The sequence below is a fragment of the Sorangium sp. So ce131 genome (assembly GCF_051519095.1).
Classification (GTDB): domain Bacteria; phylum Myxococcota_A; class Polyangia; order Polyangiales; family Polyangiaceae; genus Sorangium.
Genome location: NZ_CP150455.1, coordinates 9,664,136 through 9,686,657, shown reverse-complemented (window position 1 = coordinate 9,686,657; position 22,522 = coordinate 9,664,136). Strand labels below are relative to the sequence as shown.

Sequence of the window (22,522 nt, the reverse complement as noted above, 5' to 3'; positions counted from 1 at the left end):
CGTCAGACCCCCGTCCTCGAGCCGTGAGCGGAGAGCTCGCGGGCGCGCCTCAGCCGATCCGCCGGGAGCGCGCCGTCCGCGCGGGCGGGCTCGCGGCCGCCGCCCTCGGCGCGGAGCGCGGGCTCGACGCCGCGATCGCGCTGCTGGTACGCCGCGATCGCCGCGAAGAAGTCGTCCTCGGTGAAGTCAGGCCACAGCCGCTCGGTGAACGAGAGCTCCGCGTACGCGGCCCCGTAGAGGAGGAAGTTCGAGAGCCGCTGCTCGCCGCCGGTGCGGATGATGAGGTCCGGCTCGCCCACGCTCAGGCTCGGCAGCCGCGCGGCGAGCAGCGCGCCGTCGATCGACTCCGGGTCGAGCCGCCCGGCGACCGCCTCCTTCGCGAGCTCGCGCGCCGCGGCGGCGATCTCCTCGCGCGCGCCGTAGGAGAGCGCCAGCGCCAGCGTCATCTTCGCGTTCGAGGAGGACGCCTTCCGGAGCGGGTCGAGCACCTCGCGCACGCCCTCGGGCAGCCGGCTGATGTCGCCGATGGCCACGAGGCGGATGTCGTTGTTGAGGATCTCGCCGCGCTCGCTCATCAAGAACTCGCGCAGGAGCCCCATCAGCGCGTCCACCTCGCTCGGCGGGCGCGCCCAGTTCTGCTCGCTGAAGGCGTACAGGGTCAGCGCGTCGACGCCGAGCCGGCGGCAGGCGCGCACGATCCGCCGCACGGCGGCGCTGCCGGCCTTGTGGCCGGCCTCGCGCGGCTCGCCGCGCAGCTCCGCCCAGCGGCCGTTGCCATCCATGATGATTCCGACGTGGCGCGGGAGATTTCTGGCTTCTACGAGGTTCATCGGCGGGGGGGAGTTTCCCTTGTTGACTACCGACTGTCGACTGTTGAGTCTCCACCGGCATGAGCACAGGGGTTGGTCTCACGGTCACGCTGCGCGTCAGGATGGGCGCGCACGACGCACATTACGCGGGGGAGCTGTGTGACGGCGCGCGTATCCTCGGGCTCTTCGGGGATGTCGCGACCGAGCTCCTCATCCGGCTTGACGGCGACGAGGGGCTCTTCCGCGCGTACGAGGCGGTCGAGTTCCTCGCCCCGGTCCGGGCGGGCGACTTCATCGAGGCGACCGGGGTGGTCACGAAGGTCGGCGCCACGTCGCGCACCATGGCCTTCGAGGCCCGCAAGGTCATCGCCAACGTCCGCGAGGACGGGGGCGCGCCCTCGGCGGCGGACGCGCTGCCCGAGCCGGTCATCGTCTGCCGGGCGCTCGGCACCTGCGTCGTCCCGAAGGCGCTCCAGCGGCGGCCGCGCCTCGTCCTGCCGGCCCTGTCGGCGCCGCCGCCGGAGCACGCGCAGCTCCCAGAGCCGCGGCCGATCATCACGCCGCCGCCCCGGATCATCGTCACGCCGCCGCACAGCGCGCTCGTCCTGACGGCGGCGATCGTCGGCGCCGAGACGACCCGGGCGCAGACGCCGCACCTGCCCGTCACCGCGCGCGAGCTCGCCGACGAGGCGGCGCGCTGCCGCGACGCGGGCGCCGCGGTGGTCCACCTGCACGTCCGGAACCCGGACGGGTCGCCGAGCCAGTCGCGCGCGCTGTTCGCCGAGGCGATCGCCGCGATCGCCGAGAAGACCGACGTCATCGTCCAGACGTCGACCGGCGGCGCGGTCGGGATGGGGGTCGACGAGCGCGCGGAGCCGCTGCTCTGCAAGCCCGAGATGGCGACCTTGAACTGCGGTACGCTCAACTTCGGCGAGGGGATCTTCGACAACACCCGGCCGCTCATCCGGGACATGGCGGCCCGCATCCGCGCGGCGGGGAGCGTCCCCGAGCTCGAGTGCTATGAGGTGGGCCATATCCATGAGGCGCTCAGCCTGCTCGCCGAGGGGCACCTCGCCGAGCCGCTCCACTTCCAGTTCGTGCTCGGGGTGCCCGGCGGCATCGCCGCGCGCGAGGACGTGCTCCGGTTCATGATCAGCCAGATCCCGCCCGGCGCGACCTGGGGCGTGGCGGCGGTCGGCCGCCACCAGCGCCCGATGACCGAGCTCGCGATGCGGCTCGGCGGGCACGCCCGGGTCGGGCTCGAGGACAACATCTACCTGGAGAAGGGCGTGCTGGCCGAGGGGAGCGCGCCGCTCGTGGCGCGCGCCGCCGCCTACGCGCGCAGCATCGGCCGCGAGGTGGTCGATCCCGACCGCGCCCGCGCACTGCTCGGGATCCGCTCGCGCGCCGCCGCGGGCCACGACGGCGCGGCCGACGGGGGGAGCGCGCGCGCGCAGGGATGACCGAGAGACCGCTCTCCTCACGGGTCGATCACCTCCGCGGCCGGCTCCCTCTGGCGCTCGGCGTGGCCGCGCTCGGGCTCGCCGCGCGGCTCGCGACGCCGGCCCCGCCGGCGCGGACCGCGGACGCGATCGCCGGGATGCTCGGGCAGGCCATCGGCGGCGCCGTCAGCCCTGACGATTTCGTCTGGGAGGAGCGCGGCGGGTTCCTGCACGACGCGCTGATCGGCCGGCGGGTGCTGTTCGTCGGCGTGCCGGGCGCGCCGGGCGGGCCGCAGGCGGAGGGCGCACGGGGTGCCGAGGGCGCGCCGGGCGCCGAGGGCGCGCCGGGCGGGCCGGACGCGCCGCAGGCCGAGGGCGCGGCGGGCGGCCGCGGCGCCGCCGATCTGTACCGCGCGCGCGTGCGGCTCACCCGCTCCGGCCGGCCGGTGAGCCTGAGCGGCGTGCGCAACCTGACCGAGACGCCGCTCGGCGACGACCGCCACCTCGTGGCGCGCGGCCGCCGCGTCGCGGTGACCACCTCCGCCTCGGGCGCCGTGCAAGGCATCGCGCTGCTCGACCTCGGCGGCGACGCGGACCGGCAGGCGCGGCCCGTCGGCGAGCGGCTCCGCGCGGCGATCGCCGGCTGGCTCGAGGCGGGCGATCCAGGCGGCGTGTCGCGCACCGAGATCTCGTTCGAGAGGCCCCCCTCGTCGGCGCGGCTCGACCTCGCCGACGAGGCGCTCGTGATGGCGCTCGGCCCGGAGGCGCTGCCGGCGGCGCTCAACGCGAGCACGGGCGAGCTCGACACGGGCGGTAGCGATCCGTTCGGCGCCCGCGCGCACCGCGTCCCGCGCCGCATGCCCTCGTTCCTGGAGCTCGCGGAGCGGTCCGCCGGGCGCCTGCTCGGCCCCGAGGCGGCCGCCGCGGTGGAGCGGATCGCGCTCGCCGCGGGCCGCGCGGCCGCGACGTTTCGCGCCGCGCCCGACGGCGTGCCCGCGGGGCCGGGCGTCCCGGTCCCCGCGGAGCCCGTGCCTCCGGGGCTGCCTTCGCTCTGGCCGCCGCCGCCCGTCGCCCCCGCGGTCGACCCCGCGTTGCCCGGCGAGGGCGTCTGGTCCCTCGTGTCCTCGCCGGCCGCGCGCCCGCTGCCGGGCGCCGGCGGTGACACGCCGCAGCCGCCGGCGGGCGCGTTCGCGGCGACGTTCGTCCGTCCCGATCCGGAGCACCCGCGCCGGCGCGTCCACCTGCTCGCCATCGACACGCGGCGCGTCGCGTTCGATCTGCAGGCGGGCTTCGACGCGCCCAGGCCGGCGATCGGCCCGCGCGGCACCGGCCGGATCCCCGAGCGGGCGTTGCCCGTCATCGTGGGCGCGATCGGCCTCGGGGCCCGCGCCCGCGGGCTCGATCCGTCGGGCGGCGCCGCGGGCGCGCTCGGCGTGATCGTCGAGGGCCGCGCGCTCGTGCCGCCCGTCGACGGGGCCGCCACGTTCGCCGTCGACCGCAACGGCCGGCCCCTCTTCGGTGCGTGGCCGTCCGGCGGCGAGGCGCAGCGCCCGGTCTGGGCGCTCTGGCAGGGCCCGGCGCTCCTCGACGACGCGGGCGCGGGGGCGGCGCTCGCCGCGCCGGCGGTCGCCTCCGCGGCGGCGGGAGGCGAGGCGCTCTCCCCGGGCGGCGCGCCGTCGCCCGGGGAGAGCGCCTCGCCGTCGCCGTCGCCGGCCGGCGACGACGACCTCCTCGTCGAGCGCGCCGCGCTGTGCATGACCGAGCGCGGCTTCGTGATCCACGCCTGGGGCAAGGCCCTCGACGCCGCCACCCTGGCCGCCGCGCTCCGCCGCGCCGGGTGCGCGGCGGGCCTGTCGCTGGGCAGGGCGCCGTCCCCGCTCGGCTTCGCCTTCGTCAGCCCGCGCGAGGGCGGCGGCCTGGCCGCCGAGCGCCTCCTGCCCGCGATGTCGCTCGAGCCGGAGCGCCTCCTCTCCGCATCGCCCGACGCCTTCCTCTACCTCGTGGCGCGCGGGTCAGACCCGACGCCGCCGCTGCCGAGCGGCCTGTCCTGGTCCGTGGACCGCGCGGCGCAGCCGTACCCCGCCTGGCTCCCGGCCGTGCATTCGATCGACGCCGTGCACCTCGGCGCCCAGGTCCGCGTCTTCACCTTCGCACCGGATCGCTTCCTCTTCCACCTCCGCGCCGGCTCCAAGGAGATCTCGCCGCGGAACGCCCCGGTGCTCGCGACCGCGCTGCCGGACGGCGAGGCGGAGCGGGTGCTCGCGGCGATCGGCGTCGGCGTCGGGCGCAGGCGCGGCCCGCGCGGGCTCGCCGTGGCCGGCACGATCGGGCTCCGCTTCCGGGGCGAGGGCGGCCTGCTGCTCGTGCGCGACGGCCGCGTGGAGATCCGCGCCGCCGGCCGCCTCGATCTCGCGCCGGACGCGGACGCCACCGAGCTGCCGCTCACCGCCGACGACGGCAGGCTCCGGCCCGAGGCGCGCGAGATCGGCACGATGCGCCGGCGCGGCGCCGCCTGCGTGCTCGACGACGGCACGGTCGTCGCGTCGACGACGACGTTCGACAGCGACGAGGCGACGACCGAGGCGCTGCTCGACCTCGGCTGCGCGCGCGTGGTCGCGCTCGACCGCGGCGCGCACCGCAACGCGTTCGTGCACCGCGCCTCCGGCGACCCTGGCCTGCAGCCGGCGTACGAGGAGACGTCGCTCTACGCCGTCGGCGTCGCGATGCCCGGCCGGGCGCGCCGGCTCGCCCCCTGAGCGCGCTCAGGCCTGCGACAGCAGCGCCCCCCTGAGCGCGCTCAGGCCTGCGACAGCGCCCCCTGAGCGCGCTCAGGCCTGCGACAAGAGGCCGCGCAGCATGCCGAGCGCGCGCGTGTGCAGCTGCGATACGCGCGGCTCGCCGACCCCGAGCTCCGCGCCGATGTCCTTCAGCTTCGCCCCCTCGAAGTAGTACATGCCGATCACGCGCCGCTCCCGCTCCGGCAGCTGCGCGATCGCGCCGGCCAGGGCTCGCTGGGTGGCGCGCGCCGCCATCGCCTCGATCGGGTCGTCCTCGCCCGACATGTGCACCGACTCCTCGGTCGGGGTCACCTCGCTCAGGCTCACGAAGACGGTCCCCGCGCCCACCTTGCCGGCGGCCCCGGCCTCGACCGCCTCGCGCGCCCGCCGGGAGAGCCAGTCCTGCGCGCGGAGCTCGTCGACGATCGCGCCGCGGATGCGGAGCTTCGCGTAGCCGGCGAACGTCTCGCCGTCGCTGCCGCCGTTCTTGCGGATCGAGTCGACCAGCCCGAGCAGCCCGGCGCCGAGCAGATCGTCCCGCTGGACGTTGGGCGGCAGGTGCCGCGCCACCTGGCGCACCAGCTTGCGGACGAGCGGGAGGTACCCCTTCAGCACCTCGGGACGGAGCGGCGCGCACGGCGCTTCGTGGTCACGCGGCCGGCTTGCGCCGACCGCGCCGGTACAGCATGGCGGCTCGTCTGCGTCCTCGTCCGGCGCCGCGGGCTCCCAGCAGTCGTCGTACGCGCAGGGGGACGCCGCCTCCACGAGCTCCCAGGGAGCGCGCGCACAGCTTGACGTCGTTTCCGCGGACTCCCAGAGATCCAGCGCGTCGCTCGCGTCGGACACCGGCGCCGCGCTCCCGAGGGCTGCATGCACCGCGGCCGGCACATCGATCGGAGCGCCGTCGCACGCGACGACCGGGCACGTGGTGCCTACGACGACCGGCTGAGCAAACTCCTCCCCGTCACAACACGGAAGGAGTGACCTGGAGGGAGGGAGCCCCCCCTGCTGCAGTCGGGTCGATTGCTGCACGTGAGGTGGATTGGTGCCACAACTCTCGCAGCGTGCAAGGGAGAGCCACGCAATTGTGTCTGGTGCGGATGTTCAGTGTGTGGATTATTTCCAGTACGCGGGGCAGCTCACCTTCCGGTCGGGGAGGCCCCAGACGCAGGGGCAGGTGAACCCGGAGTCGGCGCCTTCTGCGCGCCGTCGCCGCCGCGCCCCGCACCCTGATTTGTTCCTGAAGTATCGCCAGGTTGCGGCTCGGGGGCGCGGGCGCCGCCCGACCCGTACACCTCTTCCTCGGCCGAGACGGGAACGTCGCGGGCCGCCTCGTCCGCGGCGACAGAGCCCCTCGCTCCCTCGTACCGCGGGGGCTCTCCAGGACCGGAGTAATCCACCCAGTAGACCTTATCTGAGCGAACGTCCAGGTGAACAAAGGTCGAGTTGGGATAGTACCCCACACCAGCGTTCCTGAACCCTCTGCAGAAATCGCGGACCACCGTGTTGGGCACACCTTCCACCATGAAATCGACCGCGCGCCCGAAGTTGTGGTTCGAGTGGGGGGTGTACTGGGTGGGAGAGTAGGGGCGATAACCGCTCACGACGCGGATGGGCCGGCCGCCGAAGTGGTCGCTCACCATGCCGATCAGCGTGGCGAGCCGCGGATCGATGGGGATGGAGGCGGTGGGCGACGCGCGCATCAGCCGGCTGAGCTTGGGGAGGGCCTTGGGGACGAGGCGGCCCTTCGGCGTGAGCAGCTGGAGCTCGAGCCGCTCGGCGCCGCGCACGAGGCGCACCCACCCGGGGCGCTTGGGCCGCTGCGTGTACCGCTTGTTCGGCGGCGTGGCCTTGGCGTCCCGCTTCATCGCGCCTTTGCCGAGCGGGACGGGCCGGTCGGCCCGCTCCTTCGCCTCCTTCGCCTCCTTGCTGGCGCCGCGGCTCCGCTCCGGCTCGCGGCGCAGCGCGGCCGGCCGGTTCGGCCCGGCGGTCGCGCGCGCGCCGGGCTTGCCTCGCTCGGGGATGACGAGGACCAGGCCGGGGTGGATCCGCTGGCCAGGCTTGAGCCCGTTCGCCTCGCGGAGCTCGTCGACCGTGATCCGGTACCGCTTCGCGATCTTGCCGAGCGTCTGACCCGCGTAGACGGTGTGCTGGCCCTCCTCGGCCAGCGCCGTCCCCGACGCGGCGACCAGGAGTACCGCGGCCGCGAGGGCGGCGAGCGCGCGGCGCGCCGCGGACCGAGGAGCGGTCGGCGCCACGGACCGTGGCGCGGTTGGCTGCGGGCGGGGGGCCATCTGCGGGGCCATCTGCGGGCGGGGGGCCATCACGGCGCCGGCGGCGGGACCGCCGCCGCCGAAGAATCGGAAGAAGTCCGGATGCATGAGGGGACTCTGACCTGACGTCATCCGTGCCCGACGACCGAGCCCCGGACGGTGCTACCCTGGGCTGGCGCGCGCCGGCCGGCGTTACCGGGGGCGCCGCGCCGTGTATCGGGCTTCGATAGGCGGGCGAGAGGCGAGCGTAAAGCGGTTTTTTGCCCCGCGATCGGCGGTGGTGCGAAGCTTCGCCGGAGGCGGTCGCAAGGGATCGGACACAGGAGATCGCGCGCGGGGAACCTCGCGCGAGGAGAATCGAGCGCGGGTCATCTCGCGCGAGGAATCAAGCACGAGGGAGCGCGCGCCGGGCAACGCGGCCCGGAGGCGCTCCCGTCTCCAGAGCCACCAGCGCGGGCGCGGACCAGGACGGACGGGATGTCGGAAGGCAGGAACTTGGTCGGGGTCGACATCGGATCGAGCGCGATCAAGATCGCGCAGATCAAGGAGAGCCGCAAAGGCTACGGCCTCGTGCGGCTCGGCTACGCGCCGCTCGCGCCTCAGGCCATCGTCGACGGCCACGTCATGAACGCGCAGGCCATCGTCGAGGCGCTCGGCCGCGCCTTCTCCGAGGCCAAGATCCGCCAGCGCGAGATCGCGCTCAGCATCAGCGGGCAGGCCGTCATCATCCGCAAGATCACGGTGCCGCTCATGACGGCCGCCGAGCTCGACGAGCAGATCCAGTGGGAGGCCGAGCAGCACATCCCGTTCGACATCAAGGACGTGCACGTCGACTACGAGGTGCTGCGCCGCCGCCCCGAGGCCGGGCAGATGGACCTCCTGCTCGTCGCCGCGAAGCGCGACGAGATCAACGACTACACCCAGATCGCCAGGACCGCGAAGCTCAAGCCCATGGTGGTCGACATCGACGCGTTCACCGTGCAGAACCTGTTCGAGGTGAACCGCGGCATCCCGCCGGACCAGACGTTCGCGATCATCAACGTCGGCGCGAGCCTCGCCTCGATCAACATCGTGTCGCGCGGCGCCAGCGCGTTCACCCGCGACATCGGCAACGGCGGCAACTACATCACCGAGCAGATCCAGCGGAAGCTCGGCATCAGCTTCGAGCAGGCCGAGGAGTTCAAGTGCGCGAGCGTCACCTCGGGCCCGGGCGGCGTGCCCGCGCAGGTCATCGAGACCATCGAGCAGGTGTGCGACTCGATCGCCGGCGAGATCCAGCGCTCGCTCGACTTCTTCCTCGCCACGAGCGGTGAGGGCGACATGCACCGCATCTACCTGACCGGCGGCTCGTCCAACCTGCCGGCGCTGCCCGCGGCCATCGGGCGGCGCGCCCGGGTGGCCGTCGAGCCGATCCAGCCGATGGAGCGCATCACCGTGGAAGCGAAGGAAGTCAACCAGGAGCTGCTCCGGCTGCGGGCCGCGCAGTTCTGCGTCTCGCTCGGGCTCGCGATGCGCAAGGACCGGGAGAAGCGCTCGTGATCCGTGTCAACCTGCTGCCGCAGCGGCGCGGCGCGCCGCGCGCGCCCCAGGCGAGCCAGCGGTGGCTGCTCGTCACGCTCGGCGTCGTGATCCTCGAGATCGTCGCGCTCTTCCTCTTCCACCAGACCAAGGTCGAGGAGCTCGGCGAGCAGACGCGCAAGAACTCGCTGCTCCAGAGCCAGATCGAGGACATCCGCAAGCTCGTGTCGAACCACGAGGACATCAAGAAGTCGCTCGAGGTCCTCCGCGCGCGCGAGGACGCGATCGCGAAGCTCCAGGCGGCGCGCAGCGGGCCGACGGCGGTGCTGCTCGAGCTCGCGCAGCTGCTCACGAACGGCAAGGGGCCGACCGCCGACCCGGACAAGCTCGCGCAGCTCCGCAAGGAGAACCCGCTCGCCGTCTACAACCCCTCCTGGGACAGCCGGCGGCTGTGGCTCACGAGCTACGTCGAGTCCGAGCGGACCGTGCGCGTCGAGGGGCTCGCGCGCGACGGCACCGACGTCTACGAGCTCGCGCAGCGGCTCAAGCTGTCCTCGTACTTCTACGACGTGCAGCTGCTCTCGGGGAAGAAGGAGAACGAGAAGGAGTCGCGCCTCGAGCTCGTCTCGTTCGCGCTGCAGCTGAAGGTGAGGTACTGATGGCCACGAAGCCCAATCCCGCGCAGGCCGGCTCGGCGCTCGACCGGCTGCCGCCGCTCGCGAAGTTCGGGGTCGGCGCGCTCTTCGCGGCGCTCGTCGGCATCCTCTACTTCGTCGGCTTCTACGCCGAGGTGGACTCGCAGATCGAGGCCGCCATGCAGCGGCAGCAGACGCTCCAGGCGGAGCTGACCAAGGCGCAGGCGTCGAAGGCCGCCTACCAGAAGGACCTCGACGAGAAGACCCGGCGCGAGCAGCTGAGCCGCGAGCAGAAGAAGATCCTCCCGGACGAGTCCGAGACGCCGGCCTTCCTCTCCGCCATCCAGGGCGTCGCGACCGTCTCCGGCGTCAACCTGACGTCGTGGAGCCCGACCGAGGAGATCCCGCAGGAGTTCTTCTCCAAGGTGCCGATGAAGCTGACGCTCACCGGGAAGTTCCACCAGGTGGCGAAGTTCTTCCACGGCGTGGGCCAGCTCGACCGGATCATCAACCTCGAGGAGGTCCAGATCAAGAAGCCGAAGGTCCAGGGGACCGACGTGGAGGTCGAGGTGGAGTGCCTCGCGACCGCCTTCCGCGCCGTGCGCGAGGGGGAGACGGCGTCGGCCGGGGTGAAGCGGCGCAGCGGCGGGGGTGTCCGGTGAGCGCCGGAAGGACGCTGCTCCTCGCGCTCGCGGCGACCTGGGCCTCGGCCGTCTCGCTCGCCGGGTGCGGCGAGGACGAGGAGCCGATCGCCCCGAACAAGCCGCCGGCCGCGGCCGGGGGGGCGGTCACCGCCTCGCAGCGCCGCGCGCCCGCCGCCAAGGCGACGGCCAGCGCGTCCGCGAGCGCCAGCGCGCCCGAGCTGCCGCCGCTGCCGCTCCGGGAGTTCCAGGAGGCCGACTTCTCCGAGAGCGACCGGAGCCGCGACCCGTTCCGGAGCTTCGAGTCGCTCTTCGCGACCCAGGCGCGGGGGCGCGTCACGATCCAGCGGCAGGTCCTCGTCGACCGGTACGCGCTCGACGAGCTCAAGCTGGTCGGCGTGGTCTCGCGCGCCCCGGCGCGGGCGCTGCTCACCGATCCGACCGGGCTCGGGTGGGTGGTGAAGGTGGGCGACTTCGTCGGCAAGGCCGAGATCGTGCACTCGGGCGGGCCGACCGGCGTCGACGTCGCCGTGAACTGGCGCGTCGACCGGATCCGCGACGCCGACGTCGTCTTCATCCGCGAGGACCCGTCGCACCCCGAGATCCCGCCGACCACGCGGGTGATGGCGCTGCGGCCGCTGGGCGAGCTGAACGAGCCGCGCCTCAGCAACGAACCCTGACCGCCACGAATTGGGCCCGCCCCGGGGACCCGAAGTAGCCTCTCCGCAGCGTGACGCAGATCTCGCGTCACTGCGAAGCGGGAGTGCAATGAAGAGCAATCGAGACTATCGCCCGAAGCGGGGCGCGCTTCGCCGTGCTGCGGCACTCGGGATGATGCTGATCCTCGGCGCTCCGGCGGGGGACGCGGACGCCGCGTCGATGAAGGTGAGCGACGTGAGGCTCACGGCGCCGTCGGAGGACAGGGCCGAGGTCGTGGTCGCGACGAGCGGGGCCCCCCGCTTCTCGGCGCGGGTCACGGACGGCGGCAAGCGGCTCCTCATCGACCTCGCGGACGCCGAGATGGGCGGCGCGCCCGGCGCGATCACGCGCGGAAACGCGATCGTGGCCGGGGTGATGACGCAGGCGTTCGGCGGGGCGGGGCAGCGCACGACGCGGGTGCTCGTGCAGCTCGCGCGCCCGGCGGCCTACCGGGTCCGCGCCGAGCAGGGCGCGCTCGTGGTCGAGCTCGCCGCCGCCAGCGCGACCGCGCCCATGGCGGCGCGGGCGGCGAGCGCGGCCCCCGGCGCGGCGACGGCGGCGGCGGCTCGCGAGCCGGCGGCGATCACCGACGTGCGCTTCGAGCACCAGGCGACGCTCGACCGGGTGATCATCGAGCTCTCGGCCGCCGCGGAGTACCGCGAGTCGGCGGGCAAGCGGGGCAGCCGCGTCGTCGAGCTCAGCGGCGTGCGGCTCCCCGACGCGCTCCAGCGCACGCTCGACGTGGGCGCCTTCGGCGGCCCGGTGCGGGCGATCTCGACGTACCGGCGCAACAGCGACGGCTCGAAGGTCGTGGTCGAGGTCGAGCACGCGGCGGGCGCCTCGGGCGCGATCGCGCGCGAGGGCAACACGCTCGTGCTCAACGTGGCGCGGGGGGCGCTGCCCCCGGCGCTCTCGGGCCTCGGCGCCGACGGCGGCGCGGCGCGGCGGACCCGCACGGTCGCGCGCGAGGCGCGCCTCGACGCGGAGGCGCCGCGGGTCGAGACGTCGTTCGAGGGGGCGGCGAGCAGCCAGGTAGCAGAGGAGTCGCTCGCCGAGCCCGACGAGGCCGGCGCCTTCACGCCCGCGCTCGCGGGGCAGCAGCGGCGCTTCACGGGGCGGCGCATCGACCTCGATCTGAAGGACGCGGACATCCACAACGTCCTCCGGCTCATCTCCGACGTGGGGCGGGTCAACATCGTGACCGCCGACAACGTGAGCGGGACGGTCACCATCCGGATGCGCAACGTCCCGTGGGACCAGGCGCTCGAGACGGTGCTCCAGGCGAAGGGCCTCGGCGTGGTCCGGCAGGGCAACATGATCCGGGTCGCGCCGATCGCCGATCTCAACAAGGAGCGGGAGCTCGCGATCGCGCGGCGCAAGAGCGAGCTCCAGCTCGCGCCCGTGGAGACGCGGCTCATCCCGATCAACTACGCGAACGCGGCGGACCTCCAGGACCGCGCGAAGGACATGCTCTCGCCGCGCGGCTCGCTCGCGGTGGACGAGCGGACCAACGTGCTCATCGCGCGCGACGTCGCGGGCAACCTGAACCAGATCGAGGAGCTCGTCCGCTCCCTCGACACGCAGACGCCGCAGGTCCTCATCGAGGCGCGCGTCGTGGAGGCGACGAGCCGCTACGTGCGCGACATCGGCATCCAGTGGGGCGGCGACGGGACGTTCAGCGCGGCGACCGGCAACCCGACGGGGCTCATCTTCCCGTCGGCGATCGGCGTCGCCGGCGGCGCGACCGACGCGAACACCCCGACCGGCGGCCTCTCGCCGTTCTCGAACCAGGTCGCGAACCCGAACTTCGCGGTCAACCTGCCGGCCATCGTCGGCCAGGGGACGGGCGGCGCGATCGGCTTCACGCTCGGCTCGATCAACAACGCCGTGAACCTCGGGGTCCGCCTCTCCGCGGCCGAGTCGACCGGCATGCTGCGGATCATCTCGAGCCCGCGCATCCTCACGCTCGACAACCGCGAGGCGCGCATCAGCCAGGGCACGCTGATCCCGTTCTCGCAGATCACGGCCCAGGGCGTGCAGACGACGTTCCAGGAGGCCAAGCTCCAGCTGCTCGTGAAGCCGCACGTCACGTCGGACGGCAGCGTCGCGATGCACGTGAAGATCAACCGCGACGAGCCGGACTTCAACCAGACGTCGGCCCGCGGCGAGCCCACGATCCTGAAGCGCGAGGCCGAGACCGACCTCCTGATCATGGACGGGCACACGGCGGTGATCGGCGGGATCTTCACCCGCAACACCGGCCGGAACCTCGATCAGGTGCCGTTCTTCGGGGACATCCCCGTCCTCGGCCTGCTCTTCCAGCGGCGCCGCGCGAGCGACACCCGGAGCGAGCTCGTCATCTTCCTGACGCCCCGGATCGTGAACCGCGCCGAGGCGCTCGGCCGGTGACGCTCGGCGGCGGCTGACGGCGGCGCGCCGCCGCGGCGGTCAGGCGCGCGCCGCGGCGGTCGGGCGCGCGCCGCGGCGGTCAGGCGCGCCGCCGCCGCCCCACGTCCTGCATGTGCGACACGGCGTCGACCACGACGCCGCGCAGCCACGCCCGGGCGGGCTCGTCGTGGGTCCGGTTGCTCCACAACATCGAGATCTCGATGGGCGGCAGCTCGAACGGAAGCTCGAACTCGCGGATCGGCAGCAGGCTCGAGAACGCCCTGCCGATGCGCGCGCCCACCGTCGCCACGAGGTCCGAGCCGACGACGAGGTGGGGCAGGAGGAACACGTGCGGCGCCGTCATGGCCACGCGGCGCGGGATGTCGCGCTTCGCCACGAGCGCGTCGCCGATCCCGTCCTGCGCGCCGCGCCCGGGGACGAGCACGTGCCCGAACGACAGGTAGGTCTCCAGGTCGACGCGCCCGCGCGCCTTCGGGTGGCTGGCGCGCGCGAGCCCGACGAAGCGATCCTGGACGAGGTCCACGCGCCGGACGTCGGCGGGGAAGTCGTCGTCCGGGAAGACGCCGATCGCGAGGTCGACGTCGCCGCTGCGGACCGCGTCGACCGAGCGGTCGTCGAGGGGGAGCAGGTGGAGCGCGATCTTCGGGGAGCTCTCCGAGAGGGTCGCGGTGAGCTTCGGCGCGAGGAGCAGGTCCACGTACTCGGTCGTGGCGATCCGGAACGTGCGCGCGCTCGTCGCGGGGTCGAACGGCGGCGGCGGCGCGCCGAAGAAGAGGACCGAGAGCTCCTGCATGACCGTCGCGACCTGGGGGATCAGCGCCTCGGCGCGGGTGGTGAGCGCCATCTGCCGGCCGATCCGGAGGAGCAGCGGGTCGGAGAAGATCTCGCGCAGCCGCATCAGCGCGTGGCTCATCGCGGGCTGGCTGAGCCCCACGCTGCGGGCCGCGCGCGTCACGCTGCGCTCGCGGAGCAGCGCGTCGAGCGCGACGATGAGGTTGACGTCGATCGCAGAGAGATTCACGGCGGCAATTTAGAGCGAGCGTGGAATCCACAGCGTGGATTCGTTCATCCCTGCGCGCCGCGCGGGCGCGCGCGAGCATGAGGCGCCGGCGTGTGCGAGCGGCCTCACCTCCGGGGTCGCCCGCGGCGCCGCCGGACCGGCATGCGCGTGGTCTGGCTGCTAGGGTCGCCCGCGGCGCCGCCGGAGCGGCGGCGCCCTGCGGAGATCATGACATCGCCGGTGCTGCTCGGGGGGATCGACTTCTTCCACCTCATGAACGATCGCGCGATGCGGTCGCGCGGCCAGGCCGGCAACCACTGCTTGCACGTGCTCGAGCTCGACGGCCGCCTCGACATGGCGCGGCTCGCGGCGCGGCTCGAGCGCGCGACCCGGGCGTTGCCCGAGCTCCGCTTCCGGCTCGACGACAGCCTGCTCGGCCGGGCGGGGCGGCCCCGCTGGGTCGTCGATCACCACCGGCGCGCGCCCGTGCCGCGGCTGCACGAGGTCAGCGGCGAGCGCGAGGGCGCGGCGCGCGTGGAGGCGCTGCTGGCGGAGCGGGTCGGCGGGGAGCGGCCGTGGGCGATCGACGTCGTCCGCGGGGCAGGGGGCGGGGACGTGCTCGTGTTCCGCCACTTCCACGCGCTGACGGACGCCAGGGGCGCCGATCGGCTGGTCGCGTGGCTCGGTTCGGGCGGCGACGACGCGCCGGAGGACCCGCCGCGCGGCGAGGAGCGGTACGGCGCCCCCGAGCGCCTCCTCGCCGCCCACGACCGCGACGCCCGGCTCGCCCTGGCGCGCACTTACAAGGCCCACGCGCTCGCGCTCGGCGGCGCGCCGATCCTCTCGCTCGCGCGCGCGTGCCCCGGGGTGCGGCCCGCGGTGTCCCGCGTCGTCCGGCTCGTGCTCTCGGCGGAGGAGACCCGCGCCTTCGACCTCCGGGTGCGGCGGCTGGCGCGGCTCTCCGAGTCGAGCCTCATGGTGATCGCCGCGACCCGGCTCGCCGACCGGGCGCTCGTCGCGCGCGGCTTCGCCCCGCCGCACCACGTGATCCCGCTCCCGCTCTCGCTGGACCCGAAGGCGGGCGCGCGGCGGCTGTTCGGCAACCACCTCACGATGGTCCTGCTCTCGCTGCGCCGCGACGAGCTCTACGACGACGCCCGCGCGGTGGCCCGCCTGGCCGAGCAGCAGCGCGCCGCGGTGCGCGAGCGGCTCGATCTCGCGATGATCGCCGCGCTCGACCTCGCCCGCTGGCTCCCCGGGCCGGTGGTCCGCTGGCTCGGCGAGCAGCCGTTCGCGGGCGAGCTCGCCTCGCTGATCGTCTCGAACCCCGGCGCGGTCACGGCGGACCGGTTCGCGGGCGTGCCGGTGCGCTCGGCGTACCCGCTGCCCGCGGTGGTCGCGCCGCCCGGCTTCCAGGTCATCTACAGCCGCTCCGGCGGGCGCCTCTCCGCGTCGATCGTCTACGGCGACGGCCTGCTCCGCCCGGACGAGGCCGCGGCGATGCCCGGCGCGCTCCGCGCCGAGCTGCTCGGCGAGCCCGCGCCGCCGGCCGGCGGCGGGGTATAAGGCGGCGCATGCGCACCTTCGACGTCGTCATCATCGGCAGCGGCATCGCCGGCGGCCTGCTCGCGCGCCAGCTCCGGCTGACGTGCCCCGATCTCGGGGTCCTCGTGCTCGAGGCGGCCGCGGCGATCGACGACTACAAGGTCGGGGAGAGCACGGTCGAGGTCGCGGCGAACTACATGGTCCGCAAGCTGAACCTCGGCACGTACCTCTACCAGCACCAGTTGCCGAAGAACGGGCTTCGTTTCTTCTTCGACTCGCCGGGCAGGGATCTCCCGCTGCCTCGGATGAGCGAGATCGGCTCCGACCACATGCCGTTCCACCCGAGCTTCCAGCTCGAGCGTGCGCGGCTGGAGCGCGATCTGGTCGCGATGAACCGCGCGTCGGGCGCCGAGGTCGAGCTCGGCGCGAAGGTGGTCGACGTCGCGATCGACGCGGGCGGGCGGCACCGGGTGGTGTACGAGCAGGGCGGCGAGCGGCGCGAGGTCGCCTGCCGCTGGGTGTGCGACGCGTCCGGCCGGCGGCACGTGCTCTGGCGCAAGCTCGGCGTGAAGGTGCACAAGGAGACGCGCCTCAACACGGCCGCCGCGTGGGCGCGTTATCGCGGCGTCGCGGGGCTCGACGGGGTGACGGACCCGGCGTGGCGGTCGCGGGTGCGCCACACGTCGCGCCACCTGTCGACGAACCACTTCATGTACGACGGCTACTGGATCTGGTTCATCCCGCTCGCCGGAGACTTGGAGGGGACCGCGAACGCGGATCCCCGACCCGCGTTGATGAGCGTGGGCGTCGTGTTCGACAAGGACCGGATCGGCGAGGGCTCGGGCGCCGCGCTCCCGGGCCCGCGCACGCGCGCGGAGTTCGAGCGGTTCCTCGGCGCCCACCGCGCCGCGCGCGACCTGCTCGAGGGGGCGGAGCTCGAGGACTTCCAGGCCTATGCCCACCTGCCGTACCACGCCGACCGGTACTTCTCGACGGACCGTTACGCCGTCACGGGCGAGGCGGGCGCGTTCACCGATCCGTTCTACAGCCCCGGCTCGGACTTCATCGCGACCGCGAACGAGTTCATCACGCAGATGATCCTCGCCGACGTGCGCGGCGACCGGTCCGGCTTCGAGGAGAGGGTCGCGGCCTACGAGGCGTACTACCGGTTCAAGTACGACAGCACGCTCCGGCTCTACGAGCGGATGTACCCGGTGTTCGGCAGCTTCGAGCTTTACCGGCTGAAGTACCTGCTCGATTTCAACAACTACTACAACCTCGTCGTCTGGCCGTTCATGGCCGACCGTGTGACGGACGTCGGCTGGATCCGGGAGGAGCTCCGGTTCACCGATCTGGTGCTGCGCGCCCTGTCGACGATGGGCGAGCACTTCTCGGCGCTGGCGAGCGATCTGCGCGCGCGCGGCGAGTATCACGCGCAGAACGAGGGCCGCTTCGCGAACGGCCTGAACGGCGTCGCGCAGCTGCAGACGCGGCTCGGCCCGTCGATCGACGAGGGGTTCCGGCGGGAGCAGGTGGACCGTGCGTACGGCAGCGTGTTCGCTGCGCTCGTGGAGCGGCGGCTCGGCGAGCGGTCGCTCTCGGACCGGGCGCGCCTCGTGGCGGAGCTCAAGCTCCCGCAGGTGCTCGTGTTCCGGGACATCACGCCCGAGCGGCTCTCGCGCCTCCTGGAGCGCCTCGGCGAGCGGATGACGCGGGAGCTCCGCGACGAGTTCCCGGACGCCGGGGTCGAGCGGATCAACCTCGGGGCAGCCGGCGAGGTCGCGGTGGTGGGCCCTGCCGAGGGGACGAAGGTGCACGCCGAGGTCCTGTCCCGCGCTCGGGCGCTCTGGGACGCCTCCGCCGGCTCCCTCGCGCACGTCGCGCTCTAGAGCGGCGGTCACCCGCTTCGGATACGGGCCCATCTCGGCGTTTTCGGTGCTCAGCGCACAGGAGTGCGCTTCCGCGCCGAAAACGCCGATCTGGACCCGTCTCCTGTGCGGGTGACCGCCGCTCTGCCCCAGCCCTCGGCCGGCGCCTCGGCCGTCCCGCCGCGGCGTTCGCCGTTTGTTCTGCACTCGAGGCCGTTCCGCAGTATCACACCCGCCCATGCGTTCTGGATCAGGAGGATCTTTCGGCAAGTGGGTGATCACCCTGGCGATGTCGCTGAGCGCAGCCGGCGCGTGTGCGGGTGCGGTCGCCGAGGGCAGCGCGCCGCCGTCGTCGGGCCAGGAGCCCCCGTCCCAGGGTTGGATCACCGCCGCGACCCCCGACGCGGGCGGCGTGCGGTGTCCGCACGGCTCGCTCGAGGATCCGCACCGTGGTTTCGTCCGTTGCCTCGAGCCCGGCGAGGCCGACGCCGGCTGGCTCCCCCCGTCCCCTCAGCCCGAGCCGCCCCCTGACGACGCCGGCCCCCCTCCGTCCGACGGCGGCCCCCCCGACGCCGCCCCTCCCGACGCCTCGGTCGCTTCTTCTCCGCCCCCCACGGTGGAGATCAAGGAGCCCGAGTTCATGAACGGCGACGTCCCGAACGTGGCCAAGCGCCTGGAAAAATCGTCCGCCGACATCGCCAAGTGTGTCGCCGACAACGGCGGTCTGACGGGTGCCGCGGGCAACATCAAGCTCCAGTTCCTGGTCCGTGTTCGCGGCCGTGCCGAGGGCGTCGAGGTCCTGAGCTCCCGCGGCGTGACCCCCGAGGCCGAGCGCTGCATCCGTCAGCTCCTGAAGAACAAGCCCATCGGCACCCCCAGCGCCGACCCCGTAGGCGTCACCGTCACCCTCTCCCTCAAAAAATAAAAACCGTCGCTGCCAGATCCACCCCCCTTTCCTCCCCCAAGAAACGGCCGCTGCCCCCAGATCCACCCCCCTTTCCTCCCCCAAGAAACGGCCGCTGCCCCCAGATCCACCCCCCTTCCCGGAAAGAGCCGGTGGCGGAGGGGGGTGGTGCGCGGGCGGGCGGCGGGGGTGGGCCCCACGAACCCGAGGGCCGGCCCGCCCCGCAGCGATCCCGCTCGGCCCGAGTCCCCCCGTTCATCCGGCCATAGCCCCCCAAAAGGCCCGAGTTCGTGGGGGGACCCCCGCCGCCCGCCCGCGCACCACCCCCCTCCGCCACCGGCTCCGTGCCTCTCGGGTTGGGTTGACGCTGCCCCCGCCGCTTCTATCCTGCGCGCCGCCGTGCCCGACCCGATACTCACCCGCGAGATCGCCCGCCGAAAGACGTTCGCGATCATCTCCCACCCCGACGCTGGCAAAACCACGCTCACCGAGAAGCTCCTGCTCTACGGAGGCGCGATCCAGCTCGCCGGCGCCGTGAAGGCGAAGAAGGCGCGCGCCCACGCGGTCAGCGACTGGATGGAGATGGAGCGCGAGCGCGGCATCTCGATCTCCACGAGCGTCCTCCAGTTCCCGTACAAGGGCCGCCTGCTCAGCCTGGTCGACACCCCAGGCCACGCCGACTTCAGCGAGGACACCTACCGCGCGCTCATGGCGACCGACGCGGCCATCATGATCCTCGACAGCGCCAAGGGCGTCGAGGCGCAGACGAAGAAGCTCTTCCGCGTCTGCAAGCTCCGGCAGATGCCGATCTTCACGTTCGTGAACAAGATGGACCGCCCCGGCCGCGACCCGTTCGAGCTGATCGGCGAGGTCGAGGAGGTCCTCGGCATCGGCGTCTACCCCGTCACCTGGCCGATCTCGGCGGGCGGCAAATTCCGCGGCGTGTACCACCGCGAGCGCAAGCAGGTGTTCCTCTTCGAGCTCGTCGCGCACGGCGCCGAGATCGCCCCCATGGAGGTCGTCTCGCTCGACGCGCCCGAGCTCGTCGAGGCGCTCGACGAGGAGGGGGCGCGCCAGCTGCGCGAGGACATCGAGCTCATCGACGCCGCCGGCGACGCGCTCGACCGCGACAAGCTCGCCCGCGGCGAGGTCACGCCGATGTTCTTCGGCAGCGCCATCACCAACTTCGGCCTGCCGCAGTTCCTCGACGCCTTCATCGAGCTCATGCCCCCGCCCGCGCCGCGCGGCAGCGACAAGGGCCCCATCGCCCCGGACGACGACCGCTTCACCGCGTTCGTCTTCAAGATCCAGGCGAACATGGACCGCGCCCACCGCGACCGGATCGCGTTCCTCCGCGTCTGCTCCGGCAAGTACGAGCGCGGGATGAAGGTGCACCACGTGCGCCTCGACCGCGACATCCGGCTCACCAACCCGGTGCAGTTCATGGCCCAGGAGCGCACGCTCGTGGAGGACGGCTTCGCGGGCGACATCATCGGCGTCTTCGACCCGGGGCTGTTCCTCATCGGCGACACCCTCTGCAGCGGCTCGCCCGTGAAGTACGCGGCGCTGCCGCAGTTCCCGCCCGAGCAGTTCGCCCGCGTCGTCATGGTCGACCCCATGAAGCGCAAGCAGCTCAAGAAGGGGCTCGAGCAGCTCGCGCAGGAGGGCTCGGTCCAGCTCTTCCGGCCGCCCGAGGGGCGCGAGGGCGAGGCGATCCTCGGCGTCGTGGGCGAGCTCCAGTTCGACGTCGTGAAGCACCGGCTCGCGGCCGAGTACGGCGTCGAGGCGCGGATCGAGCGGCTCTCGTTCAGCCTGGCCCGCTGGGTCGAGGGCGAGCCGGTGCCCCTCGCCGAGCTCGAGTCGAACCTGTACGGCTACGGCGCCCTCGACGTGCACGGCAACGCGGTCGTGTTGTTCAAGGGCGACTGGCAGCTCGAGTCCTGCGCGAAGGCGTTCCCCAAGACGCGCTTCGTGGAGCTCGGCGGCTCGATCAACCCGGTCTAGAGCGACGCGCACCCGCTTCGGATCCGGGCCCACCTCGACGTTTTCGGTGCTCAGCGCACAGGAGTGCGCCTGCGCGCCGAAAACGCCGATCTGGGCCCGTCTCCTGTGCGGGTGCACGCCGCTCTGGTCGGCGTGTAACGGGACGCGGCCCGCTGCTACTCCGAGAGCAGCGCCTTGAGGTGGCGCACCGACGGGGAGCCGTGGCTGAGCAGGCGGTCGTGGTAGGCGCGCTCCGAGAAGCCGGGCCTCGCCTCGTGCTCGGCGCGGAGGCGCATCATCTCGGTGAAGCCGTAGAAGTACGTGGTGAGCTGCGCGCTCGTGAGCCGGGCGCGCCGCCACTTGCCGACGGCCTCGCCCTCCTCCTGGAACGCCTCCTTCGTCATCAGCGCGAGCGCCTCCTTCTCGTCCATCGCGCCCGCGTGCACCCCGTGGTCGAGGATCGCGTTCGCCGACAGGCGCAGCACCATCTTCTGGCGCTGCATCCGCACCTTCGCGCCGCCGAAGCCGTGGCGGGCCATCAGCCACTCGGTGTAGACCGCCCACCCCTCGACGAACGGGCCGCTCGAGAAGACCGCGCGGATCTTCGAGGGGAACCTGTTGTTGTGCATGAGCTGCAGGAAATGGCCCGGCATCGCCTCGTGGACGGTGAGGTCGGCGAGCATGCTCCGGTTGTACTCGCGGTAGAACGAGGCGACGCGCGCCTCGGGCCAGTCCTTCGGCGTCGGCGCGATCGCGAAGAACGTCTCCTGCTTCGCCTCGAGCGGGCCCGAGGCGTCGCAGTACGCGACCGCGACGCCGCGGCGGTACTCCGGCATCTCGATCACCCGGCACGGCTCCTCGGGGAGGCGCACGAGATCGTGCTTCCGCACGAACTCGGTCGCCTCGGCGAGCAGCCGCTCCGACTCCTTCACGATGGTGGCGTTCGTCGGGTGATCGGCCGCGAGCGCGTCGAGGACCTTCCGGATGGCGGCCATCTTCTCGTCCTGCGCCTCGGCCCTCGGGAACGGCTGCCCGGCGAAGAGCGCCGGCCAGAGCTCCCTCGACGTCTCGAGCATCTCCGCGTGGGTGCGCGCGAGCAGCTCGCGGGCGCTCCGGACCACGCCGTCCGCGTCGATGTCCGCGTCGTCCAGCGTGAACCGCAGCTTCTGCTCGAACCGCGCGCGGCCGAGCCGGAAGTCGCCGTCGCTCCTCGGGAGCAGGTCCTTCTCGAGGAACGCCTGGAAGTCCTCGAGCGCCGCCGCCGCGGCGCGCGCGGCCGCGTCGAGCTCGGGCTTCTGCGCCGGCGCCGAGGCGAACAGCGCCGGGAGGTCGGCCTTGCAGAGCGCGATGAGGCCCTGGTTCTGCGCGATCGCCGTCTCGGTGTGGATGCGCGGCGGCGACTTGAGGCGCTTCTTGGCCGTCGCCACGATCGCGGGGACGCCCGAGAGGCGGCCCCCGAGGCTCCGCAGGCGCTCCTCCAGCGGCGCGAAGCTCCGCGTGATCAGCGGATCGAGCCCGTCGCCGATGAGGCCGGTGTAGACCATCGGATTCCACGCGGCCTCGCGGAGCTCGTCGATCGCGAAGCGCCACGAGCGCAGCTGGTTCTCGATCATCGCCGCGTCGACGCGGCCCTGGACGCCGAGCCGGTCCCGCGGCACCGCCTGGAGCTCGGTCAGCGCGCCCTCGATCGCGCGCCGGCGCGCGGCCTCGCCCTCCTCGGTGACGTCCGGCCACGCCGCGTCGTAGCGATGGTCGCCCGCCTCGGTGGCCCGGACCGGCTCGTCGCGCAGGTAGTCCTCGAGCACGCGCGCCGACAGCGCCGCGAGCGCCTGCTCGGCGGCGGCCGCGTCGCCCGCGCGGGTCATGACGCCCTCCGGCGTCGCGGGCGGCGGGGCGGCGGGCTCGGTCGATCCACACGCGCAGAGCAGCGCGGCGAGCAAGGGGACAGCGCCGCGCGGCGGCCTGCGAGCACGAGAGCGCTCGCGGGCGCTGCGAGCACGAGAGAGCTCGGGGGAGGGA

Annotated in this window: 16 protein-coding genes; 11 read left to right on the top strand and 5 right to left on the bottom strand. The window is 73.4% G+C overall.

Annotated features, from left to right (window positions below; genetic code table 11):
• Positions 1-2: 2 nt before the first annotated feature.
• Positions 3-830, bottom strand: coding sequence for a polyprenyl diphosphate synthase (uppS, locus tag WMF43_RS35015; protein WP_437671367.1), 828 nt, complete (start codon positions 828-830; stop codon positions 3-5).
• A gap of 59 nt (positions 831-889) precedes the next feature.
• Between uppS and WMF43_RS35010 the strand changes: the two genes are divergently transcribed.
• Positions 890-2,272, top strand: coding sequence for a 3-keto-5-aminohexanoate cleavage protein (locus WMF43_RS35010; protein ID WP_437671365.1), 1,383 nt, complete (start codon positions 890-892; stop codon positions 2,270-2,272).
• The gene (locus WMF43_RS35005; RefSeq protein ID WP_437671363.1) at positions 2,269-5,007 is read left to right on the top strand and encodes a hypothetical protein; all 2,739 of its coding nucleotides are present in this window, start codon (positions 2,269-2,271) and stop codon (positions 5,005-5,007) included. The genes WMF43_RS35010 and WMF43_RS35005 overlap by 4 nt, the downstream gene beginning before the upstream one ends.
• Positions 5,008-5,079: 72 nt before the next feature.
• On the opposite strand, the gene WMF43_RS35000 is transcribed toward WMF43_RS35005, so the two are convergent.
• Together WMF43_RS35000 and WMF43_RS34995 are read right to left on the bottom strand one after the other, a co-directional pair.
• Complete coding sequence (locus WMF43_RS35000; RefSeq protein WP_437671362.1) at positions 5,080-5,904, bottom strand: sigma-70 family RNA polymerase sigma factor; 825 nt, start codon at positions 5,902-5,904, stop codon at positions 5,080-5,082.
• Between the two features lie 263 nt (positions 5,905-6,167).
• Entirely contained in the window at positions 6,168-7,409 is a 1,242-nt protein-coding gene (locus tag WMF43_RS34995) for a DUF882 domain-containing protein (RefSeq protein WP_437671360.1), read from the bottom strand.
• 369 nt (positions 7,410-7,778) lie between these two features.
• Here WMF43_RS34995 and pilM point away from each other — a divergent pair, with 369 nt between their 5' ends.
• The 5 genes from pilM (at position 7,779) to pilQ (ending at position 13,203) form a co-directional block, all read left to right on the top strand.
• Positions 7,779-8,840, top strand: coding sequence for a type IV pilus assembly protein PilM (gene pilM / locus WMF43_RS34990; RefSeq protein WP_437671358.1), 1,062 nt, complete (start codon positions 7,779-7,781; stop codon positions 8,838-8,840).
• Positions 8,837-9,478 (top strand): PilN domain-containing protein, encoded by a 642-nt coding sequence (locus WMF43_RS34985; RefSeq protein ID WP_437671356.1) that lies wholly within the window; start codon positions 8,837-8,839, stop codon positions 9,476-9,478. Before pilM ends, WMF43_RS34985 begins: the two co-directional genes overlap by 4 nt.
• Positions 9,478-10,116 (top strand): type 4a pilus biogenesis protein PilO, encoded by a 639-nt coding sequence (locus WMF43_RS34980; RefSeq protein WP_437671354.1) that lies wholly within the window; start codon positions 9,478-9,480, stop codon positions 10,114-10,116. Before WMF43_RS34985 ends, WMF43_RS34980 begins: the two co-directional genes overlap by 1 nt.
• The gene (locus tag WMF43_RS34975) at positions 10,113-10,775 is read left to right on the top strand and encodes a pilus assembly protein PilP (protein WP_437671352.1); all 663 of its coding nucleotides are present in this window, start codon (positions 10,113-10,115) and stop codon (positions 10,773-10,775) included. The genes WMF43_RS34980 and WMF43_RS34975 overlap by 4 nt, the downstream gene beginning before the upstream one ends.
• Before the next feature lie 88 nt (positions 10,776-10,863).
• Positions 10,864-13,203: a type IV pilus secretin PilQ gene (pilQ, locus tag WMF43_RS34970; RefSeq protein WP_437671350.1), complete on the top strand. Its 2,340-nt coding sequence runs from the start codon at positions 10,864-10,866 to the stop codon at positions 13,201-13,203.
• Between the two features lie 79 nt (positions 13,204-13,282).
• On the opposite strand, the gene WMF43_RS34965 is transcribed toward pilQ, so the two are convergent.
• On the bottom strand, positions 13,283-14,224 hold the full coding sequence (locus WMF43_RS34965) for a LysR family transcriptional regulator (RefSeq protein ID WP_437671348.1): 942 nt from the start codon (positions 14,222-14,224) through the stop codon (positions 13,283-13,285).
• Positions 14,225-14,431: 207 nt separating this feature from the next.
• Between WMF43_RS34965 and WMF43_RS34960 the strand changes: the two genes are divergently transcribed.
• The 4 genes from WMF43_RS34960 (at position 14,432) to WMF43_RS34945 (ending at position 20,524) form a co-directional block, all read left to right on the top strand.
• Positions 14,432-15,769: a hypothetical protein gene (locus WMF43_RS34960; RefSeq protein WP_437671346.1), complete on the top strand. Its 1,338-nt coding sequence runs from the start codon at positions 14,432-14,434 to the stop codon at positions 15,767-15,769.
• A gap of 8 nt (positions 15,770-15,777) precedes the next feature.
• Entirely contained in the window at positions 15,778-17,637 is a 1,860-nt protein-coding gene (locus WMF43_RS34955; protein WP_437671345.1) for an NAD(P)/FAD-dependent oxidoreductase, read from the top strand.
• Positions 17,638-17,890: 253 nt separating this feature from the next.
• Entirely contained in the window at positions 17,891-18,541 is a 651-nt protein-coding gene (locus WMF43_RS34950) for a hypothetical protein (RefSeq protein ID WP_437671343.1), read from the top strand.
• A 390-nt stretch (positions 18,542-18,931) separates the two neighbouring features.
• On the top strand, positions 18,932-20,524 hold the full coding sequence (locus tag WMF43_RS34945; RefSeq protein WP_437684149.1) for a peptide chain release factor 3: 1,593 nt from the start codon (positions 18,932-18,934) through the stop codon (positions 20,522-20,524).
• A gap of 155 nt (positions 20,525-20,679) precedes the next feature.
• Here WMF43_RS34945 and WMF43_RS34940 read toward each other — a convergent pair whose 3' ends face one another.
• Entirely contained in the window at positions 20,680-22,443 is a 1,764-nt protein-coding gene (locus tag WMF43_RS34940) for a DUF885 domain-containing protein (RefSeq protein ID WP_437671341.1), read from the bottom strand.
• Between the last annotated feature and the right edge of the window lie 79 nt (positions 22,444-22,522).

What these genes read in the sequence shown, in the direction of transcription:
- uppS (WP_437671367.1), bottom strand. Translation starts at nt 830, where the DNA reads ATGAACCTCGTAGAAGCCAGAAATCTCCCGCGCCACGTCGGAATCATC.
- WMF43_RS35010 (WP_437671365.1), top strand. Translation starts at nt 890, where the DNA reads ATGAGCACAGGGGTTGGTCTCACGGTCACGCTGCGCGTCAGGATGGGC.
- WMF43_RS35005 (WP_437671363.1), top strand. Translation starts at nt 2,269, where the DNA reads ATGACCGAGAGACCGCTCTCCTCACGGGTCGATCACCTCCGCGGCCGG.
- WMF43_RS34995 (WP_437671360.1), bottom strand. Translation starts at nt 7,409, where the DNA reads ATGCATCCGGACTTCTTCCGATTCTTCGGCGGCGGCGGTCCCGCCGCC.
- pilM (WP_437671358.1), top strand. Translation starts at nt 7,779, where the DNA reads ATGTCGGAAGGCAGGAACTTGGTCGGGGTCGACATCGGATCGAGCGCG.
- WMF43_RS34980 (WP_437671354.1), top strand. Translation starts at nt 9,478, where the DNA reads ATGGCCACGAAGCCCAATCCCGCGCAGGCCGGCTCGGCGCTCGACCGG.
- pilQ (WP_437671350.1), top strand. Translation starts at nt 10,864, where the DNA reads ATGAAGAGCAATCGAGACTATCGCCCGAAGCGGGGCGCGCTTCGCCGT.
- WMF43_RS34960 (WP_437671346.1), top strand. Translation starts at nt 14,432, where the DNA reads ATGACATCGCCGGTGCTGCTCGGGGGGATCGACTTCTTCCACCTCATG.
- WMF43_RS34955 (WP_437671345.1), top strand. Translation starts at nt 15,778, where the DNA reads ATGCGCACCTTCGACGTCGTCATCATCGGCAGCGGCATCGCCGGCGGC.